The 16650-nt window shown below is 63.4% G+C and carries 17 protein-coding genes; 11 read left to right on the top strand and 6 right to left on the bottom strand.

The window, feature by feature from the left end:
• The first annotated feature begins 8 nt into the window (after positions 1 to 8).
• On the top strand, positions 9 to 1934 hold the full coding sequence (dxs, locus tag RXV88_RS10455; RefSeq protein WP_316292611.1) for a 1-deoxy-D-xylulose-5-phosphate synthase: 1926 nt from the start codon (positions 9 to 11) through the stop codon (positions 1932 to 1934).
• 11 nt (positions 1935 to 1945) lie between these two features.
• Here dxs and RXV88_RS10450 read toward each other — a convergent pair whose 3' ends face one another.
• Complete coding sequence (locus tag RXV88_RS10450) at positions 1946 to 2566, bottom strand: exopolysaccharide biosynthesis protein (RefSeq protein ID WP_316292609.1); 621 nt, start codon at positions 2564 to 2566, stop codon at positions 1946 to 1948.
• Positions 2563 to 3417 (bottom strand): SDR family oxidoreductase, encoded by an 855-nt coding sequence (locus RXV88_RS10445; RefSeq protein WP_316292607.1) that lies wholly within the window; start codon positions 3415 to 3417, stop codon positions 2563 to 2565. The genes RXV88_RS10450 and RXV88_RS10445 overlap by 4 nt, the downstream gene beginning before the upstream one ends.
• Positions 3418 to 3531: 114 nt before the next feature.
• Here RXV88_RS10445 and RXV88_RS10440 point away from each other — a divergent pair, with 114 nt between their 5' ends.
• Both RXV88_RS10440 and RXV88_RS10435 read left to right on the top strand, forming a co-directional pair.
• A complete protein-coding gene (locus RXV88_RS10440) occupies positions 3532 to 4164 on the top strand; it encodes a class I SAM-dependent methyltransferase (protein WP_316292605.1) in 633 nt (210 codons plus the stop codon).
• Between the two features lie 94 nt (positions 4165 to 4258).
• Positions 4259 to 4765 carry a transglycosylase SLT domain-containing protein gene (locus tag RXV88_RS10435; protein WP_316292603.1) on the top strand — a complete coding sequence of 169 codons (507 nt, stop codon included), beginning with the start codon at positions 4259 to 4261 and terminating at the stop codon, positions 4763 to 4765.
• A gap of 3 nt (positions 4766 to 4768) precedes the next feature.
• On the opposite strand, the gene RXV88_RS10430 is transcribed toward RXV88_RS10435, so the two are convergent.
• Together RXV88_RS10430 and RXV88_RS10425 are read right to left on the bottom strand one after the other, a co-directional pair.
• Positions 4769 to 5524: a class II aldolase and adducin N-terminal domain-containing protein gene (locus RXV88_RS10430; RefSeq protein WP_316292601.1), complete on the bottom strand. Its 756-nt coding sequence runs from the start codon at positions 5522 to 5524 to the stop codon at positions 4769 to 4771.
• A 66-nt stretch (positions 5525 to 5590) separates the two neighbouring features.
• Positions 5591 to 6010, bottom strand: coding sequence for a glyoxalase (locus RXV88_RS10425; RefSeq protein WP_316292599.1), 420 nt, complete (start codon positions 6008 to 6010; stop codon positions 5591 to 5593).
• A gap of 82 nt (positions 6011 to 6092) precedes the next feature.
• On the opposite strand from RXV88_RS10425, the gene RXV88_RS10420 reads away from it, so the two are divergent.
• Both RXV88_RS10420 and RXV88_RS10415 read left to right on the top strand, forming a co-directional pair.
• Positions 6093 to 7565, top strand: coding sequence for an AMP nucleosidase (locus RXV88_RS10420; RefSeq protein ID WP_316292598.1), 1473 nt, complete (start codon positions 6093 to 6095; stop codon positions 7563 to 7565).
• A gap of 131 nt (positions 7566 to 7696) precedes the next feature.
• Positions 7697 to 7984: an HU family DNA-binding protein gene (locus RXV88_RS10415; RefSeq protein WP_316292596.1), complete on the top strand. Its 288-nt coding sequence runs from the start codon at positions 7697 to 7699 to the stop codon at positions 7982 to 7984.
• Positions 7985 to 8097: 113 nt separating this feature from the next.
• Here RXV88_RS10415 and RXV88_RS10410 read toward each other — a convergent pair whose 3' ends face one another.
• Positions 8098 to 8736, bottom strand: coding sequence for a GNAT family protein (locus RXV88_RS10410; RefSeq protein ID WP_316292595.1), 639 nt, complete (start codon positions 8734 to 8736; stop codon positions 8098 to 8100).
• A gap of 254 nt (positions 8737 to 8990) precedes the next feature.
• Between RXV88_RS10410 and RXV88_RS10405 the strand changes: the two genes are divergently transcribed.
• From RXV88_RS10405 to RXV88_RS10380, 6 genes are all read left to right on the top strand, one after another.
• Positions 8991 to 10247 (top strand): tyrosine-type recombinase/integrase, encoded by a 1257-nt coding sequence (locus tag RXV88_RS10405; protein WP_316292593.1) that lies wholly within the window; start codon positions 8991 to 8993, stop codon positions 10245 to 10247.
• Positions 10244 to 10897 carry a hypothetical protein gene (locus RXV88_RS10400; RefSeq protein ID WP_316292591.1) on the top strand — a complete coding sequence of 218 codons (654 nt, stop codon included), beginning with the start codon at positions 10244 to 10246 and terminating at the stop codon, positions 10895 to 10897. The genes RXV88_RS10405 and RXV88_RS10400 overlap by 4 nt, the downstream gene beginning before the upstream one ends.
• A gap of 58 nt (positions 10898 to 10955) precedes the next feature.
• Positions 10956 to 11147 carry a helix-turn-helix transcriptional regulator gene (locus tag RXV88_RS10395; RefSeq protein WP_316292590.1) on the top strand — a complete coding sequence of 64 codons (192 nt, stop codon included), beginning with the start codon at positions 10956 to 10958 and terminating at the stop codon, positions 11145 to 11147.
• 512 nt (positions 11148 to 11659) lie between these two features.
• On the top strand, positions 11660 to 12244 hold the full coding sequence (locus tag RXV88_RS10390; RefSeq protein ID WP_316292588.1) for a winged helix-turn-helix domain-containing protein: 585 nt from the start codon (positions 11660 to 11662) through the stop codon (positions 12242 to 12244).
• Positions 12245 to 12284: 40 nt separating this feature from the next.
• A complete protein-coding gene (locus tag RXV88_RS10385; protein WP_316292586.1) occupies positions 12285 to 12452 on the top strand; it encodes a hypothetical protein in 168 nt (55 codons plus the stop codon).
• Positions 12453 to 12888: 436 nt separating this feature from the next.
• The gene (locus tag RXV88_RS10380; protein WP_316292584.1) at positions 12889 to 13170 is read left to right on the top strand and encodes a hypothetical protein; all 282 of its coding nucleotides are present in this window, start codon (positions 12889 to 12891) and stop codon (positions 13168 to 13170) included.
• Positions 13171 to 13358: 188 nt separating this feature from the next.
• Here RXV88_RS10380 and RXV88_RS10375 read toward each other — a convergent pair whose 3' ends face one another.
• A complete protein-coding gene (locus RXV88_RS10375) occupies positions 13359 to 16349 on the bottom strand; it encodes a calcium-binding protein (RefSeq protein ID WP_316292582.1) in 2991 nt (996 codons plus the stop codon).
• Positions 16350 to 16650: the final 301 nt, after the last annotated feature.

Raw genomic sequence — 16650 nt, 5'->3', positions numbered from 1 at the left:
ATGCCGCCATGCCCGACAGGCCCGCAACTCCGCTTCTTGACCGGGTCCACAGCCCGGCCGATCTGAAATCGTTCAGCGATGCCGAGCTGGTGCGCCTGGCCCGCGAGCTGCGCGAAGAGACGATTTCGGCGGTGTCGGAAACCGGCGGCCATCTGGGCGCGGGGCTGGGCGTGGTCGAGCTGACGCTGGCGCTGCACGCGGTCTTCGACGCGCCGCGCGACAAGATCGTCTGGGACGTCAGCCACCAGTGTTATCCGCACAAGATCCTGACGGGCCGCCGCGACCGCATCCGCACCTTGCGGCAAAAGGACGGGCTCAGCGGTTTCACCAAGCGCAGCGAGTCACTCTACGACCCCTTCGGCGCGGCGCACAGCTCGACCTCGATCAGCGCTGCGTTGGGCTTTGCCGTGGCGCGCGATCTGGGCGGGTCCTGTGACACCGGCCACGGCGACGCCATCGCGGTGATCGGCGACGGCGCGATGAGCGCGGGCATGGCCTATGAGGCGCTCAACAACGCGGGCCATCTGAAAAAGCGTCTGATCGTCATCCTGAACGACAACGAGATGTCCATCGCCCCGCCCACCGGCGCGATGTCGTCCTACCTCAGCCGCCTTTACGCCGAAGCGCCGTTCCAGGATCTCAAGGCCGCGGCCAAGGGGGCGGTGTCGCTGCTGCCTGAACCCTTCCGCGAAGGGGCCAAGCGGGCCAAGGAAATGCTCAAGGGCATGACCGTGGGCGGTACGCTCTTCGAAGAGCTGGGTTTCAGCTACGTCGGCCCCATCGACGGGCACGATCTGGGGCAGCTTCTGCCGGTGCTGCGCACCGTGCGCGACCGCGCGACCGGGCCGATCCTGATCCATGCGCTGACCCGCAAGGGCAAGGGGTACGGCCCCGCCGAGGGCGCCGCCGACCGGGGCCATGCGCGCGCGCGGTTCGACGTTCTGACCGGCGAGCAGAAAAAGGCCCCGTCGAACGCGCCGAGCTACACCAAGGTCTTTGCGCAGTCGCTGATCCAGCTGGCCGCCGACGATCCGCAGATCTGCGCCGTGACGGCGGCGATGCCCGACGGCACCGGGCTTGATCTTTTTGCCGAACGCTATCCCAGCCGCTGCTTCGACGTGGGCATCGCCGAACAGCACGGCGTGACGTTCAGCGCCGGTCTGGCCGCCGGCGGGATGAAGCCGTTCTGCGCTATGTATTCGACCTTCCTGCAGCGCGGCTATGACCAGGTGGTGCACGACGTGGCCATCCAGCGCCTGCCGGTGCGCTTTGCCATCGACCGCGCGGGGCTGGTGGGGGCCGACGGGGCCACCCATGCGGGCAGCTACGACATCGCCTATCTGGCCAACCTGCCGGGCATGGTGGTCATGGCCGCCGCCGACGAGGCCGAGCTGAAACACATGGTTGCCACCGCCGCCGCGCATGACGAGGGGCCCATCGCCTTCCGCTATCCGCGCGGCGAGGGCGAGGGCGTCGAGATGCCCGAGCGCGGCAAGGTTCTGACGATCGGAAAAGGCCGGATGATCCAGCAGGGCAGCCGTGTGGCGATCCTTTCGTTCGGCACCCGTTTGGGCGAGGTCATGCGCGCGAGCGAGGCGCTCGAGGCGCGGGGCATCCGCCCGACGGTGGCCGACGCGCGCTTCGCCAAGCCGCTCGACCGCGATCTGATCCTGTCGCTGGCCCGCGACCACGAGGCGCTGATCACCATCGAAGAGGGCGCGGTCGGCGGCTTCGGCAGCCATGTGTCGCAGCTGTTGTCGGACGAAGGTGTCTTCGACGACGGGCTGAAGTTCCGCTCTATGGTGCTGCCCGATATCTTCATCGATCAGGCCAGCCCGCGCGACATGTACGCGGTGGCCGGGCTGAACGCCTCGGATATCGAGGCCAGGGTGCTCAAGGTGCTGGGCGTCGACGTGCTGGAAAAACGCGCCTGAGGCGCGGCCGGTCAGATCACCCCCGCAATCACCATCGCGCCGCCGCCATAAAGCAGCCCCAGGTAGATATAGCCGCCGATCACGAAGACCCCGTCGCGCAGCATCAGCCCGGCGGCGATCAGCGTCATGCCGAGCGCCGTGGTCGTGGCCGAGAACGGGATAAGCGACAGCGGCGGCCAGCTTAGCGCGACCACGACGATCGCGAGATAGGCAAAGCCCGACAGCGGACGCCGCGCCAGCAGCGAAAAGCGCCCACTCGCCCGCCGGTCGAGCCAGCGCGCGGGCCTCTCCAGCGTATCGAGCGCGCGCAGCAGCCGCTCGGTGCGCACCTTCCGGTTGGTCAGGCGGCGCGGCAGCCAGAGCGTGTCGCGGCTCATCAGAGCCTGCACGCCGATGATCAGCACGATGATCGCAAAGATCGCCGGCAGGCCCGGAATGCCCGAAAGCGGCGACACCATCAGCAGGCCGATCAGCATCAGCGTGGCCGAAAACGACTGCCGCCCGATGCTTTCCAGCAGCGTGGCCAGGCTGACGCTCTCTCCCGTCGCAGCGGCGCGCACCTGCGCCAGAACGGCCGCGAGCCCGTTCGGAGGCCCGGCCGAGAGAGTTTCGGCTTTGGCGGCGGCCGTCATGCGCGCTCCTCGGCGAGCACGGCCCGCAGGCCGCTGCGGTAATCGGGATAAAGCAGCGTCACGCCCAGATCGCGCTTGATCCGGTCGTTCCGCACGCGCTTGCTCTCGGCATAGAAACTGCGGGCCATGGGCGACAGATCGGCCTCGTCGAAGGGCACTTCGGGTGGCACCGGCAGGCCCAGCAGGCGCGCGGCCTCGGCGATCACGTCCTGCGGCGGGGCCGGGTCGTCGTCGCAGACGTTGTAGATTGCGCCCGGGTCGGGCCGGTCGATCGATGCGTGCAGCACCTGCGCGATATCGTCCACATGGGTGCGGCTGAAGACCTGGCCGGGCTTGAAGATCCGCTGCGCGCGCCCCTCCATCACCTTCTGGAACGGGCCGCGCCCGGGGCCGTAGATGCCCGCCAGCCGGAAGATGTGCAGCGGCAGGCCGGGGATCGCGGCCCATTGCGACTCGGCGGCGACGCGCGCCTTGCCGCGCGCGGTCGAGGGGGTCAGGGCCGTGTCCTCGTCCACCCAGCCGCCGTCGTGGTCGCCGTAGACCCCGGTGGTCGACAGATAGCCGACCCAGTCGAGCGTCGTGGCGCGCTCTGCGATCAGGTCGCCCACCAAGTCCAGCGCCGGATCGGTGCCGTTCTGCGGGCTGACGCTGGTCAACACATGGTTGGCGCGCGCCAGCGCCGCGCCGACCTCGTCCCGCGACCAGGGCACAGGCACGACGCCCTCGTCGCGCAAGGCTTGCGCCTTGGCCGGATCGCGCGTGGTGCCCAGAACGGTCCAGCCCAGCGGCAAAAGCCGCCGCGCCAGCGCGCGGGCCGAATATCCATGGCCGAGGGAAAGCAACGTGGTCATGCCGCAAGAGTTGGACGCTGCCCCTGATTTTTACAAGCGTGTTATGGCGAACTCTGCGGCGGTTTTTCGCTTCGGGGGCTTCTCGGGCCCATGCCCAAGGACTAGCCTGACTCCATGACCGACCCGCGCCCCGATCTCGACGCCGCCTACGGGCTGGAAACGCCCGAAGACAATCGCAGGCTCTATGCCGCCTGGGCCGGCACCTACGACAGCGGCTTTGCCAGCGACATGGCCTATGTGTTGCCGCTGCGCGTGGCCGAGGCCTTTGCCGATGCCGGAGGGCGCGGCCACGTGCTCGACCTCGGGGCGGGGACGGGGCTTTGCGGCGAGGCGCTGGTACGGCTGGGGGCGGGGCCGGTGGATGCGACGGACCTGTCGCCGGACATGCTGCGGGTGGCCGAGGCCAAGGGAATTTATCAAAGGCTCTTCGAGGGCGATCTGCTGAGACGGCTGGACGTGGCATACGGCCATTACGCCGGGGCGGTCAGTTCGGGGACCTTCACCCACGGCCATGTCGGCCCCGAGGCGATGGACGAGGTGGTGCGCATCCTGGCCCCCGGCGGGCTGGCGGCGCTGTCGATCAATGCCGGGCATTACGACAGCGCGGGCTTCGCCGCGAAATTCGACGCGCTTTCGGTGCAGGCCATCACCGATCTGCGGCTCAAGGACGTGGCGATCTATGGCGCGGGTGCCGAAGGCGATCACGCGCAGGACCGTGCCCTGATCGCGCTTTTCCGGCGGGCGTGAGCGGCAGGCTTCCGCCGATGCGACATTCGCGCTCTGGATTGTGGCGCGCGGATCGACAATCTGGGCTCAGTCGCTGACAATTTTCGGTCCACCCATGACACATCTGTCCCGCCGTGCCCTGCTTTTGGGCTTTGCCGCCACCCTTGCAGGCTGCGGCGGCGGCCGCGTCGACCCCGACGCGCCGCGCCTCAACTTCGCCCAGCCGGGCGAGGGTTTCGCCGAGCCGCCGCTTTATCCCAATGAGACGCCCGAACTGCGGGCGCTGATCAACAAATATGCCGCGATCTACGATCTTCCGCCGTCGCTGATCCACCGGCTGGCGATCCGCGAAAGCACCCACCGGTCCTGGGCGCGCAACGGCCCCTATTGGGGGTTGCTGCAGATCCTGCCCGCGACCGCGCGGTCCATGGGCTTTCGCGGCAAACCGTCCGATCTGCTCGATCCCGAAACTAATCTGAAATACGCCGGCAAGTACCTGCGCGGGGCCTATCTGGTGGCCGGGGGCAACCCCGACGGCGCGATCAAGTGGTACGCCCGCGGCTATTACTACGAGGCCAAGCGCAAGGGGCTCTTGCAGGAAACCGGTTTGCGCCCGGGCTGAGCCTCAGCTGGCGTAATCCGCGCCCTCGGCATCCAGCAGCGCCTTGACCTCGGCCAGGTGGCGGATGTCCTGTTCGGGATATTGCTCGATCTCGGACGCGGTCTTTTCCGCGATCTCGTCGGACAGCACGTCCAGCTCCATCCCGGTTTGCAGCGCGTTGATATAGGTCTGCGCCGCACGTTCGAAATAGAACATCCGGTTAAAGGTCTCGGCCACGGTGTCGCCGATCACCATGACGCCGTGGTTGCCCATCACCATGACCTTCTTCTTCGGGTCGTCGAAAAGCTGCGCGCAGCGTTCGCCCTCGTCCTCGAAGGCCAGCCCGCCGTATTGGTCGTCAATGACCACGCGGTTGAAGAACATCGCGCAGTTCTGGTCGATGGGCGGCAGGCGCTTGTCCTTGAGAGTGGCCAGAACGGTGGCGTAGATCGAATGCACATGCATCGCGCAACGTGCATGCGGGCAGTGCCGGTGCAGCCCGCCGTGCAGGCCCCAGGCGGTCGGATCGGGCGCGCCAGGCTTCTTCAGCGTGTCGGGGTCGTTGGCGTCCACCAGGATAAGGTCCGACGCGCGGATGCGGGCAAAATGCATCTGGTTGGGGTTCATCAGGAACTGCGTGCCGTCGTCGTTGACCGACAGGCTGAAATGGTTGGCCACGGCCTCGTGCATGTTCAGCCGCACGGTCCAGCGAAAGGCGGCGGCCAGATCGACGCGTTCCTGCCAGTGGTCGATATTGGCGATGCTGTGCGGTGCGTTCATGGCGCGTCTCCTTCGTGGCTTGTTGCGCGCGAGTGTAGAAAGCCCGCGCCCGCGCGTCCAGCGCCGTCAGAGCGGTCGCGAGGGCACCCAGGCATAGCCGTCGGGGCAGAGCAGGTAGCATTCGCGCAGCCCGTGCGGCTTGTCTGTAGGCGGCTGCAAGAGGGTCATGCCCGCCGCCTCGCCGCGTGCCGCGGCGATGTCGGGATCGGTGTCGTAAAGCCGCAGCTCGGCCCCCGCGCCGCGCGGCGGGTTCTCGGGCAGCAGGGCAAGGTAGGGGTTGGCGCCGTAAGTGCCGTCGGAATGCAGCTGGAACACCGCATCGCCATAGCGCAATATTGCGAAATCGGCCGAGACCCGATGCGCGGTCATGTCGAAGACAGCCGCCAGCATCCGCGCCTGCGCGCGCACGTCACGGACCAGCAGGTTAAGCCCGATCCCGCGCAACGAGGCGCCGAAATCCTCGGGCGGGACGGTTTCGTAATCCATGTCAGCACCTCTGACCTTTTTGGCAGGTTGCACCTGTCAGGACAAGCTGTCAACCTGCGCGGCAACGACCGAAGAGGGGCAGATGCAGCCAGCAGAAATCGTGATGCCCGAGGGCACGCCGGCGGAATATTTCACCGATGCCGCCGCGGCGGTGGACCGGCTTTGCCAGCTTTACGATCTGTCGGCGCGGTTCCTGCGCGATCGCTTTGCCCAGGCGATCGCCTCGGGCCATCCGGGCGTGCGGTATCGCGCGTTCTACCCCGAGATCCGGATCACCACGCAGACCTTCGCCAAGATCGACAGCCGGCTCAGTTTCGGCCATGTGTCGCAGCCCGGCACCCATGCGATCACCGTGACGCGGCCCGATCTCTTCCGGCATTACCTGCAGCAGCAGATCGGGCTCTTGCTGGCCAATCACGACGTGCCGGTGCGCATCGGGCCGTCGGACACGCCGATGCCGGTGCATTTCGCGGTGGCCAATTTCCCCGACATCTCGGTCCCGCAAGAGGGCGCGTCGGAATTCATCCTGCGCGACGTCTTCGACGTGCCGGATCTGTCGACCACCAACGACGACATCGTCAACGGCCTGGCCAAGCCCGCGCCCGACGGGGCCGAGGCGCTGGGCCCCTTCACCGCGCAGCGGGTGGATTATTCGCTGGCCCGGCTGGCGCATTACACCGCGACCGATCCCGAGCATTTCCAGAACCACGTTCTCTTCACCAACTACCAGTTCTACGTCAGCGAATTCGAGGCCTATGCCCGCGCGCAGCTGGCCGATCCGGCCAGCGGCTACACCAGTTTCGTCAGCACCGGGAATGTCGAGATCACAGAGCCCGACGCGCCGATCCCCGACAGCCCCAAGATGCCGCAGATGCCGACCTATCACCTGAAGCGGCCGGGCGGGGGCGGGATCACGCTGGTCAATATCGGGGTGGGACCGTCGAACGCCAAGACGGCGACCGACCACATCGCGGTGCTGCGTCCGCACGCCTGGATCATGGTTGGCCATTGCGCGGGCCTGCGCAATTCGCAAAGCCTGGGCGATTTCGTGCTGGCGCACGCCTATCTGCGCGAGGACCGGGTGCTGGACGACGACCTGCCGGTCTGGGTGCCGATCCCGGCGCTGGCCGAAATCCAGATCGCGCTGGAACAGGCGGTGGCGCATGAAACCCAGCTGGAAGGCTTCGACCTGAAACGGGTGATGCGCACCGGCACCGTGGCCAGCGTCGACAACCGCAACTGGGAACTGCGCGACCAGCGCGGCCCGGTGCAGCGGCTGTCGCAATCGCGCGCCGTCGCGCTGGACATGGAAAGCGCCACCATCGCCGCCAACGGCTTTCGCTTCCGGGTGCCTTACGGCACGCTGCTGTGCGTGTCGGACAAGCCGCTGCACGGCGAATTGAAGCTGCCGGGCATGGCGTCTGATTTCTACAAGACCCAGGTCGCGCGGCATCTGATGATTGGAATCAGGGCGATGGAGCATATCCGAAACATGCCGCTGGAGCGCATCCACAGCCGAAAGCTGCGCTCTTTCGAAGAGACAGCCTTTCTCTGATCCCACGAAAATGACCCAAAATGCATGATTTCCCCTTGCAATGGGCCACTAATCGTTGTGTTTGATCTCTATATACAGTTTACTGACGTCGATGGGGCCCTAGACAAAGGGGCAGTGAAGGAGACCATGAAATGGCGAAACCGATGACCAAGACCCAGCTGGTGGCCGCTCTGGCCGAGGAAATGGGCACCGACAAGAAAACCGCCGGCGGCGCGCTCGATGCGATCACCGGGATCATCACCAAGGAAGTGTCCGGCGGCGGCGCCGTGACCCTGCCGGGTGTGGGCAAGATCTATTGCCGCGAGCGGCCCGAGCGCATGGTGCGCAACCCCGCCACCGGCGAGCAGTTCAAGAAAGAGGCCGACAAGGTGGTCAAGATGACCATCGCCAAGGCGCTCAAGGACAGCGTCAACGGCTGAGGCTTTCGACGCCTGAGTTTACGGAAGGGTCGCTTCGGCGGCCCTTTTTCTTTGCGGGCTGACGGGTGACGCTCGCTCTGAAGAGCATCGCCCCACCCGCCATCCCGCAGGCCTCAGATGTTGGTGAGGGGGCGGCGTTGCAGCCCGTCCGCGTCGAAGTTCGATGGATCGAGCCAGGTGTCGAACCGGGTCTTGAGCGCTGGCCATTCGCTGTCGAGGATCGAGAACCACGCGGTGTCGCGATTGCGCCCCTTGTAATGGGTGGCCTGGCGGAAGGTGCCTTCGTAGGTAAAGCCCAGCCGCTCGGCGGCGCGGCGCGACGGCGCGTTGAGCGCGTCGCATTTCCACTCGTAGCGGCGGTATCCCAGGTCGTCGAAGACATGCGCCATCAAGAGCGCCATCGCCTCGGTCGCGGCGGTGGTGCCTTGCAGGGCGGGGGCGAAGTTGATGTAGCCGACCTCGATGCTGCCCTGTTCGGGCGCGATGCGCAGGGGCGAGCAGAAGCCGGCAGGGACGTCGCCCGGGGTGAGGATCGTGTAGAACAGAGGATCGCGGCTGGCGGCGGCCTGCGCGGCCCAGTCGGTGGCCTCATGAACATCCGCGAAAGGCTCGATCGGCAGGTAGGTCCAGTTGCGGCCCTCTGTGTCGGCGGTGAAGGCGGCGAAAAGACCGGGGCCGTGACCGGCGCGCAAAGGGTGCAGAGCGACGTGGCGGCCCGCCAGCGGCCGGTGCGGCGGCGCGGGGCGGGGCATGGAAACGGTGAGGGGCAGCCCGATGGAATGCCGAGCGCATGTTGCGTTATGTTGCCAATAGATACTTTTGTTGAACTTAACCAATACTTTAACCGAACTTCGGTATGTGAGGCGTTTCGTTGTGTTGCGTACATTTATCCTCGTGGTAGGCTAGTAGAACGTCTTTAGACGGCGCTGACAATAAAAGGGAATCCGACTCAGGCTTCCCATCAGTCAGCGGGGAGAGCCAAACTTTGCCGCGACGAGTAGAAGAAATGAGCGCTGTCGAGGTGAAGCGGCTCAAGCATCATGGTGGCAAGAATACACGCTTCGTTGCTGTCGGCGGTGTCACTGGTCTCATTCTACAGATAACACCAACCGAAGCCAAAAGCTGGCTGTTTCGCTACACTATGAATGGCAAGCGGCATGCGATGGGGCTGGGCAGCTATCCAACCGTATCGCTAAGCTTGGCTCGTGAACGGGCGCGCGACGCTGCGGATGCCGTTTGGAGAGGTGAAAACCCCCTTAGAGCCAAGCAATCAAAGAGGGCAGTCCCGAGTTTCTCGGAGGCCATGGGACGCTTCATCGAAAAGAAAGAGCCAGAATTTTCGTCAGAGAAATATGCGAAACTGTACCGTTCAGAATTGGAGCGATACGCGGTGCCAGAGATAGGCGACACCCCAGTGGATGAAATCGACCGAAGGGACGTGCTCAGGGTCCTAGGGCCCATCTGGCAAGAAAAGACGGCTACGGCGAAGAAGCTCAGGGGCAAGATCGAGGGTGTCCTCGACTGGGCTAAGGTGAATGGGTTTCGAGAAGGGCTTAATCCGGCAGCTTGGAAGGGAAACCTCGAACATGACCTGGCGAGTGCGAGCAAGCTGATCCGGGCGAAACAGGAGCATCGTCCAGCGCTGTCGCTATCTGATGCCCCACAATGGTTTGCTGACCTCAAAAAACGCGGTGGTGTCGCAACAAGGGCTCTAGAGTTTCTCGCCTTGTCTGCAGTTCGATCGGGTGAAGTCCGTGGCGCCACGTGGGATGAGATTGATCAAGTTGCGAAGCTTTGGATCATTCCGGCGGAACGCATGAAACCCGGTGAGAGGGGTTTGCGCCATGAGCATCGAGTTCCGCTCACTGACGACATGCTCGTCCTCCTAGATGCCCAACCTCGCTATGAGGGATCCCCCTACATATTCCCGGCGGCGCGCGGAGGAATGTTGACCGACGCGGCAATGTCCGATGCAATGAGGCGTATCAATGCAGCAAAAGAGCGTGGGTATCTTGACGCTCGTACTGGTCGACCTGCAGTCCCGCACGGTCTTAGATCGACGTTCAGAGACTGGGCTGCTGAGCAAGGAGTCGATCGCGACCTTGCTGAACTGACTTTGGCTCATGTTGTTGGTTCTGATGTAGAGCGCGCATACCGTAGAACGGACATGATTGAGCGCCGTCGCATTGTGCTTGCATCGTGGGGCCGCTTTTTGAAGGGCGAGGGTCGCGGGAAGGTCATTTCGCTAGAGGTGGTGAAATGAGTCTGCCACCGGACGACAATGAGCCGCTGACGGGAAATGCGCCTGCCGACAAGAAATCACTGCTGGTGGATGCGCTCATGGCGCTCAGACGTCAGCCGACAGCTTCGCTAGAAGACATCGACTTCTATGCAGAACTGCTTGGGAACATGGCGTGGGGAGGTCAGCATTTGCATGACCAAGTCCTGAAACGACCCTCCCAAGGTCAAGTGAAGGCCGAGCTAGATAGATTGAGAGGCGCATGTGAGAGCCTCTCCAAAGTGCTCGACGCGCTCCACGATGCAACACGTGAAGATCTATGGGTTTGCAGCGCTCCGGATCTCGATGACCTGAAGAACACTCTCAATCTGCTCTCGGCGAAAGCGAAGGAGCTCGAGGAAGTACTTCTTGGTGAGTATCGCAGCAGTGGGCGGTTGCGAGACCTTCGAGCCATAGTTGTGGTCGCTGCTGCAGATGAGGCATTTCGAGTCGTTACCGGGCGCACACCTACATTTACGACTGATCCACAAAGCAGTAAAATTTCGGGAGAATGGCCTGAATTCGTTGAACGCGTCTTTGCAGCGTTGGGGATCAAGGGAAGTGCCAGAAGGCGAGCACGCTCATTCGTGCAAACCGAGATTTTGCAAAATCTTGATATCGAACCCGAACATTAACGCACTTCGACGCTGGCTCATGTGATCGCCATATTCGCTCCAAACTACGGAGTGCAACATGGTCGATACCTTTCTCACCGATACGCAAATAGCTGAACGCTTTGGCGTTCATCGACTGACGGTCTGGCGCTGGCATCGCGAGGACGAGACGTTTCCGCGCGCCTATAGGCTTTCGGAGCGGTGCACACGCTGGAAACTCTCCGAGTTGATCCACTGGGAAACAACGCGTGCCCAGAAAGGCGAGGCCTGAGTCATGACCAAAGAAACGGGTGAGGCTGTGCCACGGGCACAGAAAAAGGCCACTGCGACAAAGGATTCTGTTGCGGAGGGATTGGTTGCCCCTGTCGAGCACCGTAGGGCCCCTCGCAGGCCCTCCGAAGAAAAACCTTTGCGTGTCGAGTTGTCGGAAGTCAGGCCCCTCCGGTCAGACGGATCAACCAATGGCGTCTTGGATCGGGCCTATTGCCCTGAGTTGGAACTCGAGGTGATCGACCGGCGCAACGCACTGACAAAGCTGGCCCGGAAAATAGTCGCGACGCTAGGGGCCGCTGAGGCTGGACGCCCGCTGGAGGTTTTCCGGGGTTCTACCCTATGCTTCGAGCCAATGGCCGTCAGCAAGTGGGCGAACCTAACGGTTGAAGAGACGCCAACTCAGTCCGCACGCTTCCGGAAGTACAAGCCGCACCCTGGAAGCAGTAAAGCATGAGCCATCGTCTTCGAGAACTCATCGCACAGTCCAAGCTACCGGGGTCATGTGATGCCATGACAAAGGCGCTTTTCAAGGAAATGGCCGATCCTGCGCGGGCGCCGGAATACGTTTGCTGGCGATCAAAAATGGAATTAGCTGCACGCATGGGCACTGACAAAAAGGTTGTGAGCCGTCATCTGGCCAAGCTGGAGGCAGCTGGCCTCATCCAACCCGTCGGCGAGCGGGTTATAAACGGCAGCAATGTGTTGGTCTGGACCGTCAACCTTGAAGCCATATTCGCGCTACCACCAGCCCGCGCTGGTCGGAATCGCACTGACCTGATCGACAAGATCAAGGCTGAGTCAGACGGGAAGGCACCGGGTACTGAGAACCAACCCCCCGGGGTATTGAGAGCCACCCCCCACGGTAATGAGAGCCTCCCTATCCTTAATGAACCGAAAGTGGAACCTCAGAGATTTGCTGAGAATGAAAGCAGTCGCTATGACTCGCTTTACGCGCGCAAGGACGATGACCGATCTGCCGAAATACAAGCATGGGCTGACAAAATTGCGTCTGATCCAGAGAAATTGGCCAAGGCACATGCCGATGAAGGCCAGACCGAAAGAAGCGTGGTGCACCTGAGTGCGCATCGCCGCTGATCGCGCCAATCTACCATCAACAAAATCACAGGACGCTGACATGAGTGAATCTTGGGAAAAGCCGATAGCAAATAGACTATTGGACAGTCATGAAGATTTTTACGGCCTTCTGCTCTATTCCTTGAGGCGGCGATTGAAGCACGTCAAGGACAGGCGAGGCTTCATCGAAGCCGTCGCCGGAGCATTCAAGGACGCAGATGTGCTATGATGATTTGATCATCCATCATCAAGCTGGCGGGAGTGGTACTCTGGTCCGGCTCGCAATAGCCCCAGCGCTTGGGGCCGTAGTGCGTTTTTTCGGCCTTTGGTGTCTCTGATGGGGTAGCCACTCGGCAAGCCCTAGCGCCGCTGTACGGACGGACGCCCCCGACAGCTAGAAATAGTAAAGTCGGCTTCGCTGAAGACGGTGGTACTCCGGTAGCTAGCGATTTGGCTTGGCTGCTGCGCGTAGCCAGCGAGCCACGTTTTCTGCAATTACTACTCAACCAACCTGTCAAAGGCGAGCCTGTCTGACGTCAGCGCCTATCCTGTTTTCGTTCCGAGTGACGCACCTTGAACGGTGCCAGCACTGCCCTGCCTCGTCGTTACTGCGAGGTCGTCAGGCTGAGCGTCGTCTGTGGTGTCGCTCGGCGAAGGAGGCCAATTTGAAAAATTTCACCCAAGAAAACCAAACAGACAAAGCGACGACGCGTGGTAAGCAGGGCCGTGCAGACACCGCCTCCAGCGCATTTGCTCTCCGTCCGTTGCGCCGCTCAGCCTGCTCGGCTCTGCCTTCGTCTTCGGCGCTATGGAGCTTGGTGGAGAGCCTCGGCCCGCAAGATAGCTTTTGGATCGAGGTAGCTTCCTCAGAAACGGTGTCTGCTACGCTGACACTCACGGCGGGTCTTGAACTTGATCGTCTCGACGTCATAGGGCTCATCCTTTGAGTGTTCGATTTTCCGGTAAACCCGGGGCGCTCACTGGATTACTCCCGTCAGACTCGCCAGGCCGAGCCCGGTGCCCCTGGCGCACGGCTCGCCGTGCAGCGCCGGCACCGGCGGCCGGTCGAGTACACAGCCTTGGCGCAAGCCCAGAGGCGCGCGGACCCTTGTTTGAATCGAACCTGAACTGACCGTCATACAAACCACAGGTCCACGTTCTGGATCAGATCGGCCGAAACCCCGCTCAACAGGATCGTATCACCGGACCCCATGTCCAAGCGCAGGCCCCGACTGTCTTCGGCCCAGCGCACCTCGCTCACGCTAAGGCCTACGAGCTGCAGCGTGTCCTCCGCCACGTCGAACCCCTTGATCAGGTCCGCTCCATCGCCGGCTTGGAAAACAAAGACATCGGTACCCGCATCCCCGCTGAGAAAATCGTCCCCTGTACCGCCGATCAGCACGTCGGCGCCATCGCTGCCGCCCAGGGTATCGGCGCCTGCGCCACCTTGCAGCGTGTCGTTGCCCATCCCGCCGAGCAGCTTGTCCGCGCCGGTTTCGCCGGACAGGGCGTCGTCGCCCCCGGCGCCGGTGATGGTGTCGTCACCCCCTGCGCCGAAAATCTGGTTGCCGCCGGCGTTTCCGGTCAGACGGTTTGCCCCAGCGTTACCCACCCCCGAGAGATTGGCGGTCCCAAAAAACACGAGGTCCTCGACATGCTCCGAAAGGGCGACATCGACCCAGGCGTGCACCGCGTCGTGGCCCTCTCCAGCATATTCGACAATCGTGTCGAGCGCGTCGGAAAGCTTGTAGATGTCGTCGCCGAGGCCGCCATAGGCCGTGTCGGCACCTGCGTTTCCTGACAGAAGATCGCTGCCCGCGCCGCCGTACATGACGTCATCGTCGTCGCCGGGACAAAGAGTATCGTTGCCGTCGCCGCCATGGACGATATCCCCGCCCGCGCCGCCGTGCAGCTTGTCGTTGCCCGTGTCGCCAAAGAGGGTGTCCGCGCCGCCGTCGCCGTGCAGCGTGTCGTGACCGTCGCCGCCCGTAACGCTGTCGTCCCCGTCGGCGGCGATCAGCTTGTCGTTGCCTGCCGCGCCGTCGAGCCGGTTGTCGCCCTCGTTGCCCACGATCATGTTGTTCAGGGCGTTGCCCGTGCCTTCGACGGCCTCCGACCCCTTGGCGAGCCAGAGGTTTTCCAAACCCTCGCCAAGCGTAAGCCCGATCCGCGACTTGACGGTGTCGGTGCCGCCGCCATCGGCTTCGGACACGACATCGCCCGCATCGTCGACGAAATAGATGTCGTTCCCCGTGCCTCCGAACATCGCATCGGCCCCGCTTCCGCCGTCGAGCACGTCGTTGTCCGCGCCGCCGTGGATCACATCGTCGCCGGCTTGCCCGCGCATGAAATCCGCGCCTGCGCCGCCGAAGATCTCGTCATTGCCGAGCCCTGCGTAGATCTTGTCGTTGCCGCCGTAGCCGAGGATGACGTCGTTCGCTCCGTCCGCCCCGTCGATCTGCGTGCCGTCCGCGTCGGTGAAGCCGACCATGTGATCGTTGCCCGCGCCGCCCTGAACGGGCGAGGAGCCGATGGTCAACGTTGCCGTATCGGTCACACCGCTGGTGTTGCGGATCGTGTAGGTGAGGGTCTCGGTCACATCGCTTGTCAGGCTTCCGGGCGTGAGCGACAGCAGACCGTTGCCCAGATAGCTGACCCGCTCTCCGTTCGACAGGGTGATCTCTGCGCCCGGTGCGACCTCGATGCCGTTGAGATGCGTCAGCGTCAGCGTCTCGCCGTTGTTCACGCTGTCATTGGCCAGCAGATCGACCGTAACCGCGCTGCCCCGCGCGGCCAGTTGCACGGCGTCGTCTTCGGCGATGGCGACGGACAGTTCGGGCATCCGCAAGAGCACCGCCGAAGAGCCGTCGATCCCCAGGAACGGATCCACGCCGCGCGTGTCCATCGCGCCGTCGTTGCTGGACACCCGCGGCGCATCCGCCAGCAGCTCCATGTAAAGCGCGCCATCCGTTCCCGTCGTGATCCTGTAGAACCCGCCGGATTTCGCCGTGTCGGGGTCCAGATCGTGGTCGGTGTTGTTCGCGCCGATATAGACTTTGCCGTCGCCGTCCACGATGGTGGCCCCGAAGGCGCCCGCCGGGATGCCGTCCTTTGTCACGCCGTCGACGATGACGCCTGCGATGGTCTGGGTAGTGACGATAGGCTCCCCGCCTAGCGCGACCTCGGACACGTCGATCGCTACCAGAGTACCGGGCAGCCCCGTCGCCCCGCCATGCGCCACGCCAAAGAAGGTCTGCGTTTCGGCGTGATAGGCCAGATCGGCCAGCCCGCTTGTGGGGATGCCGAGCGATGGCATCGACACCGTCTGCGACACCAGCGTCCCGTCGGGGTTGGTTTCGGACAGGTCATAGACGACGGCGGTGGTCAGAGCGCCATTGAAGGTCCAGAGATTTCCCTGATCGTCGATATCGCCGATGTACGACCCCATCACGCCGGGTGAAACGGCATAGGTGGCGCCGGTGGCGTCGATGGCGATAACGTCGTTCCGGGCGATCGTCTGCCCGACGGCATCCACACCGTCAGACCGTGCGATGCCGTAGATCAGATCATCCTCGGCCGAATAGCCGATGGCGTTGACGTTCACCGCCGCCGAAGTCTCGGTCTCGGTATAGCTGTTGGTCTCCAGGTCGAACTTGACGAGCTGGCCGTTCAGCACCTGATAGATGAAGTTCTGCCCGGGCGCGAAGGCGTCGACGGTGACCTCGTTGCCGAGAAACGTCATGGTCGTGGAATAGGACGGGATGACGCCCGTGGTGTCGATCGTGCTGTCCGACGTCAGGGTGACGTCGGTGATGCGAAATTCCAGCTCGGCCAGATCGCCGGTGCCAGTCAGCCCCAATGTGTAGGTTTCGAAAACGGCCCCGTCATGGGACAGCGTGCCGACAAGCGCGCCGTCGAAGTAGACCTCGATGGTGACGCTTTGGACATCGGCCGACAGGTTGGCGGCCAGGTTGAATTCCAGCTCGTAGGGCACGTCCAGGACAGTCTCGACCGACGTCGCCAGAACGGGATCGCCGTTCTCGTCCACCTCGCCGACCCAATTGTCCGACACGGCATATTGCTCGAACGTGAGCTTTTCATCGACGTCCTGAAGGAGGTTTTCCATTCCGGTCTTCGCTTTCTTCGATTGCTGGCCGATGGTCAGACGGACCGGGGCCCGGTCATGGGCCCCCGGGTCACCGGCGGTTCGTTTCTCGAAGAAGGGCTACCGCATGGGGCGGGCGCGTTCATTGGCGCCGAAGGACAGTCGCGCCCTCTTGAGGAGCGCTCCGGTATCCTTTCGGGTATCGCCGGAACCGCGTGGGCCTTGCGGTGACGGCCAGCCCCTGACTTTAGTATCCACGCTCTGGAGCAAACCCACCGACTTCCAGTCGGTCTGCTTCAGCGAGAAAGAATCGTGATATGAT

It is taken from the genome of Aestuariicoccus sp. MJ-SS9 (genome assembly GCF_032586235.1).
Taxonomy (GTDB): Bacteria; Pseudomonadota; Alphaproteobacteria; order Rhodobacterales; family Rhodobacteraceae; genus Aestuariicoccus.
This window is presented reverse-complemented; position numbering and strand designations above follow the sequence as displayed.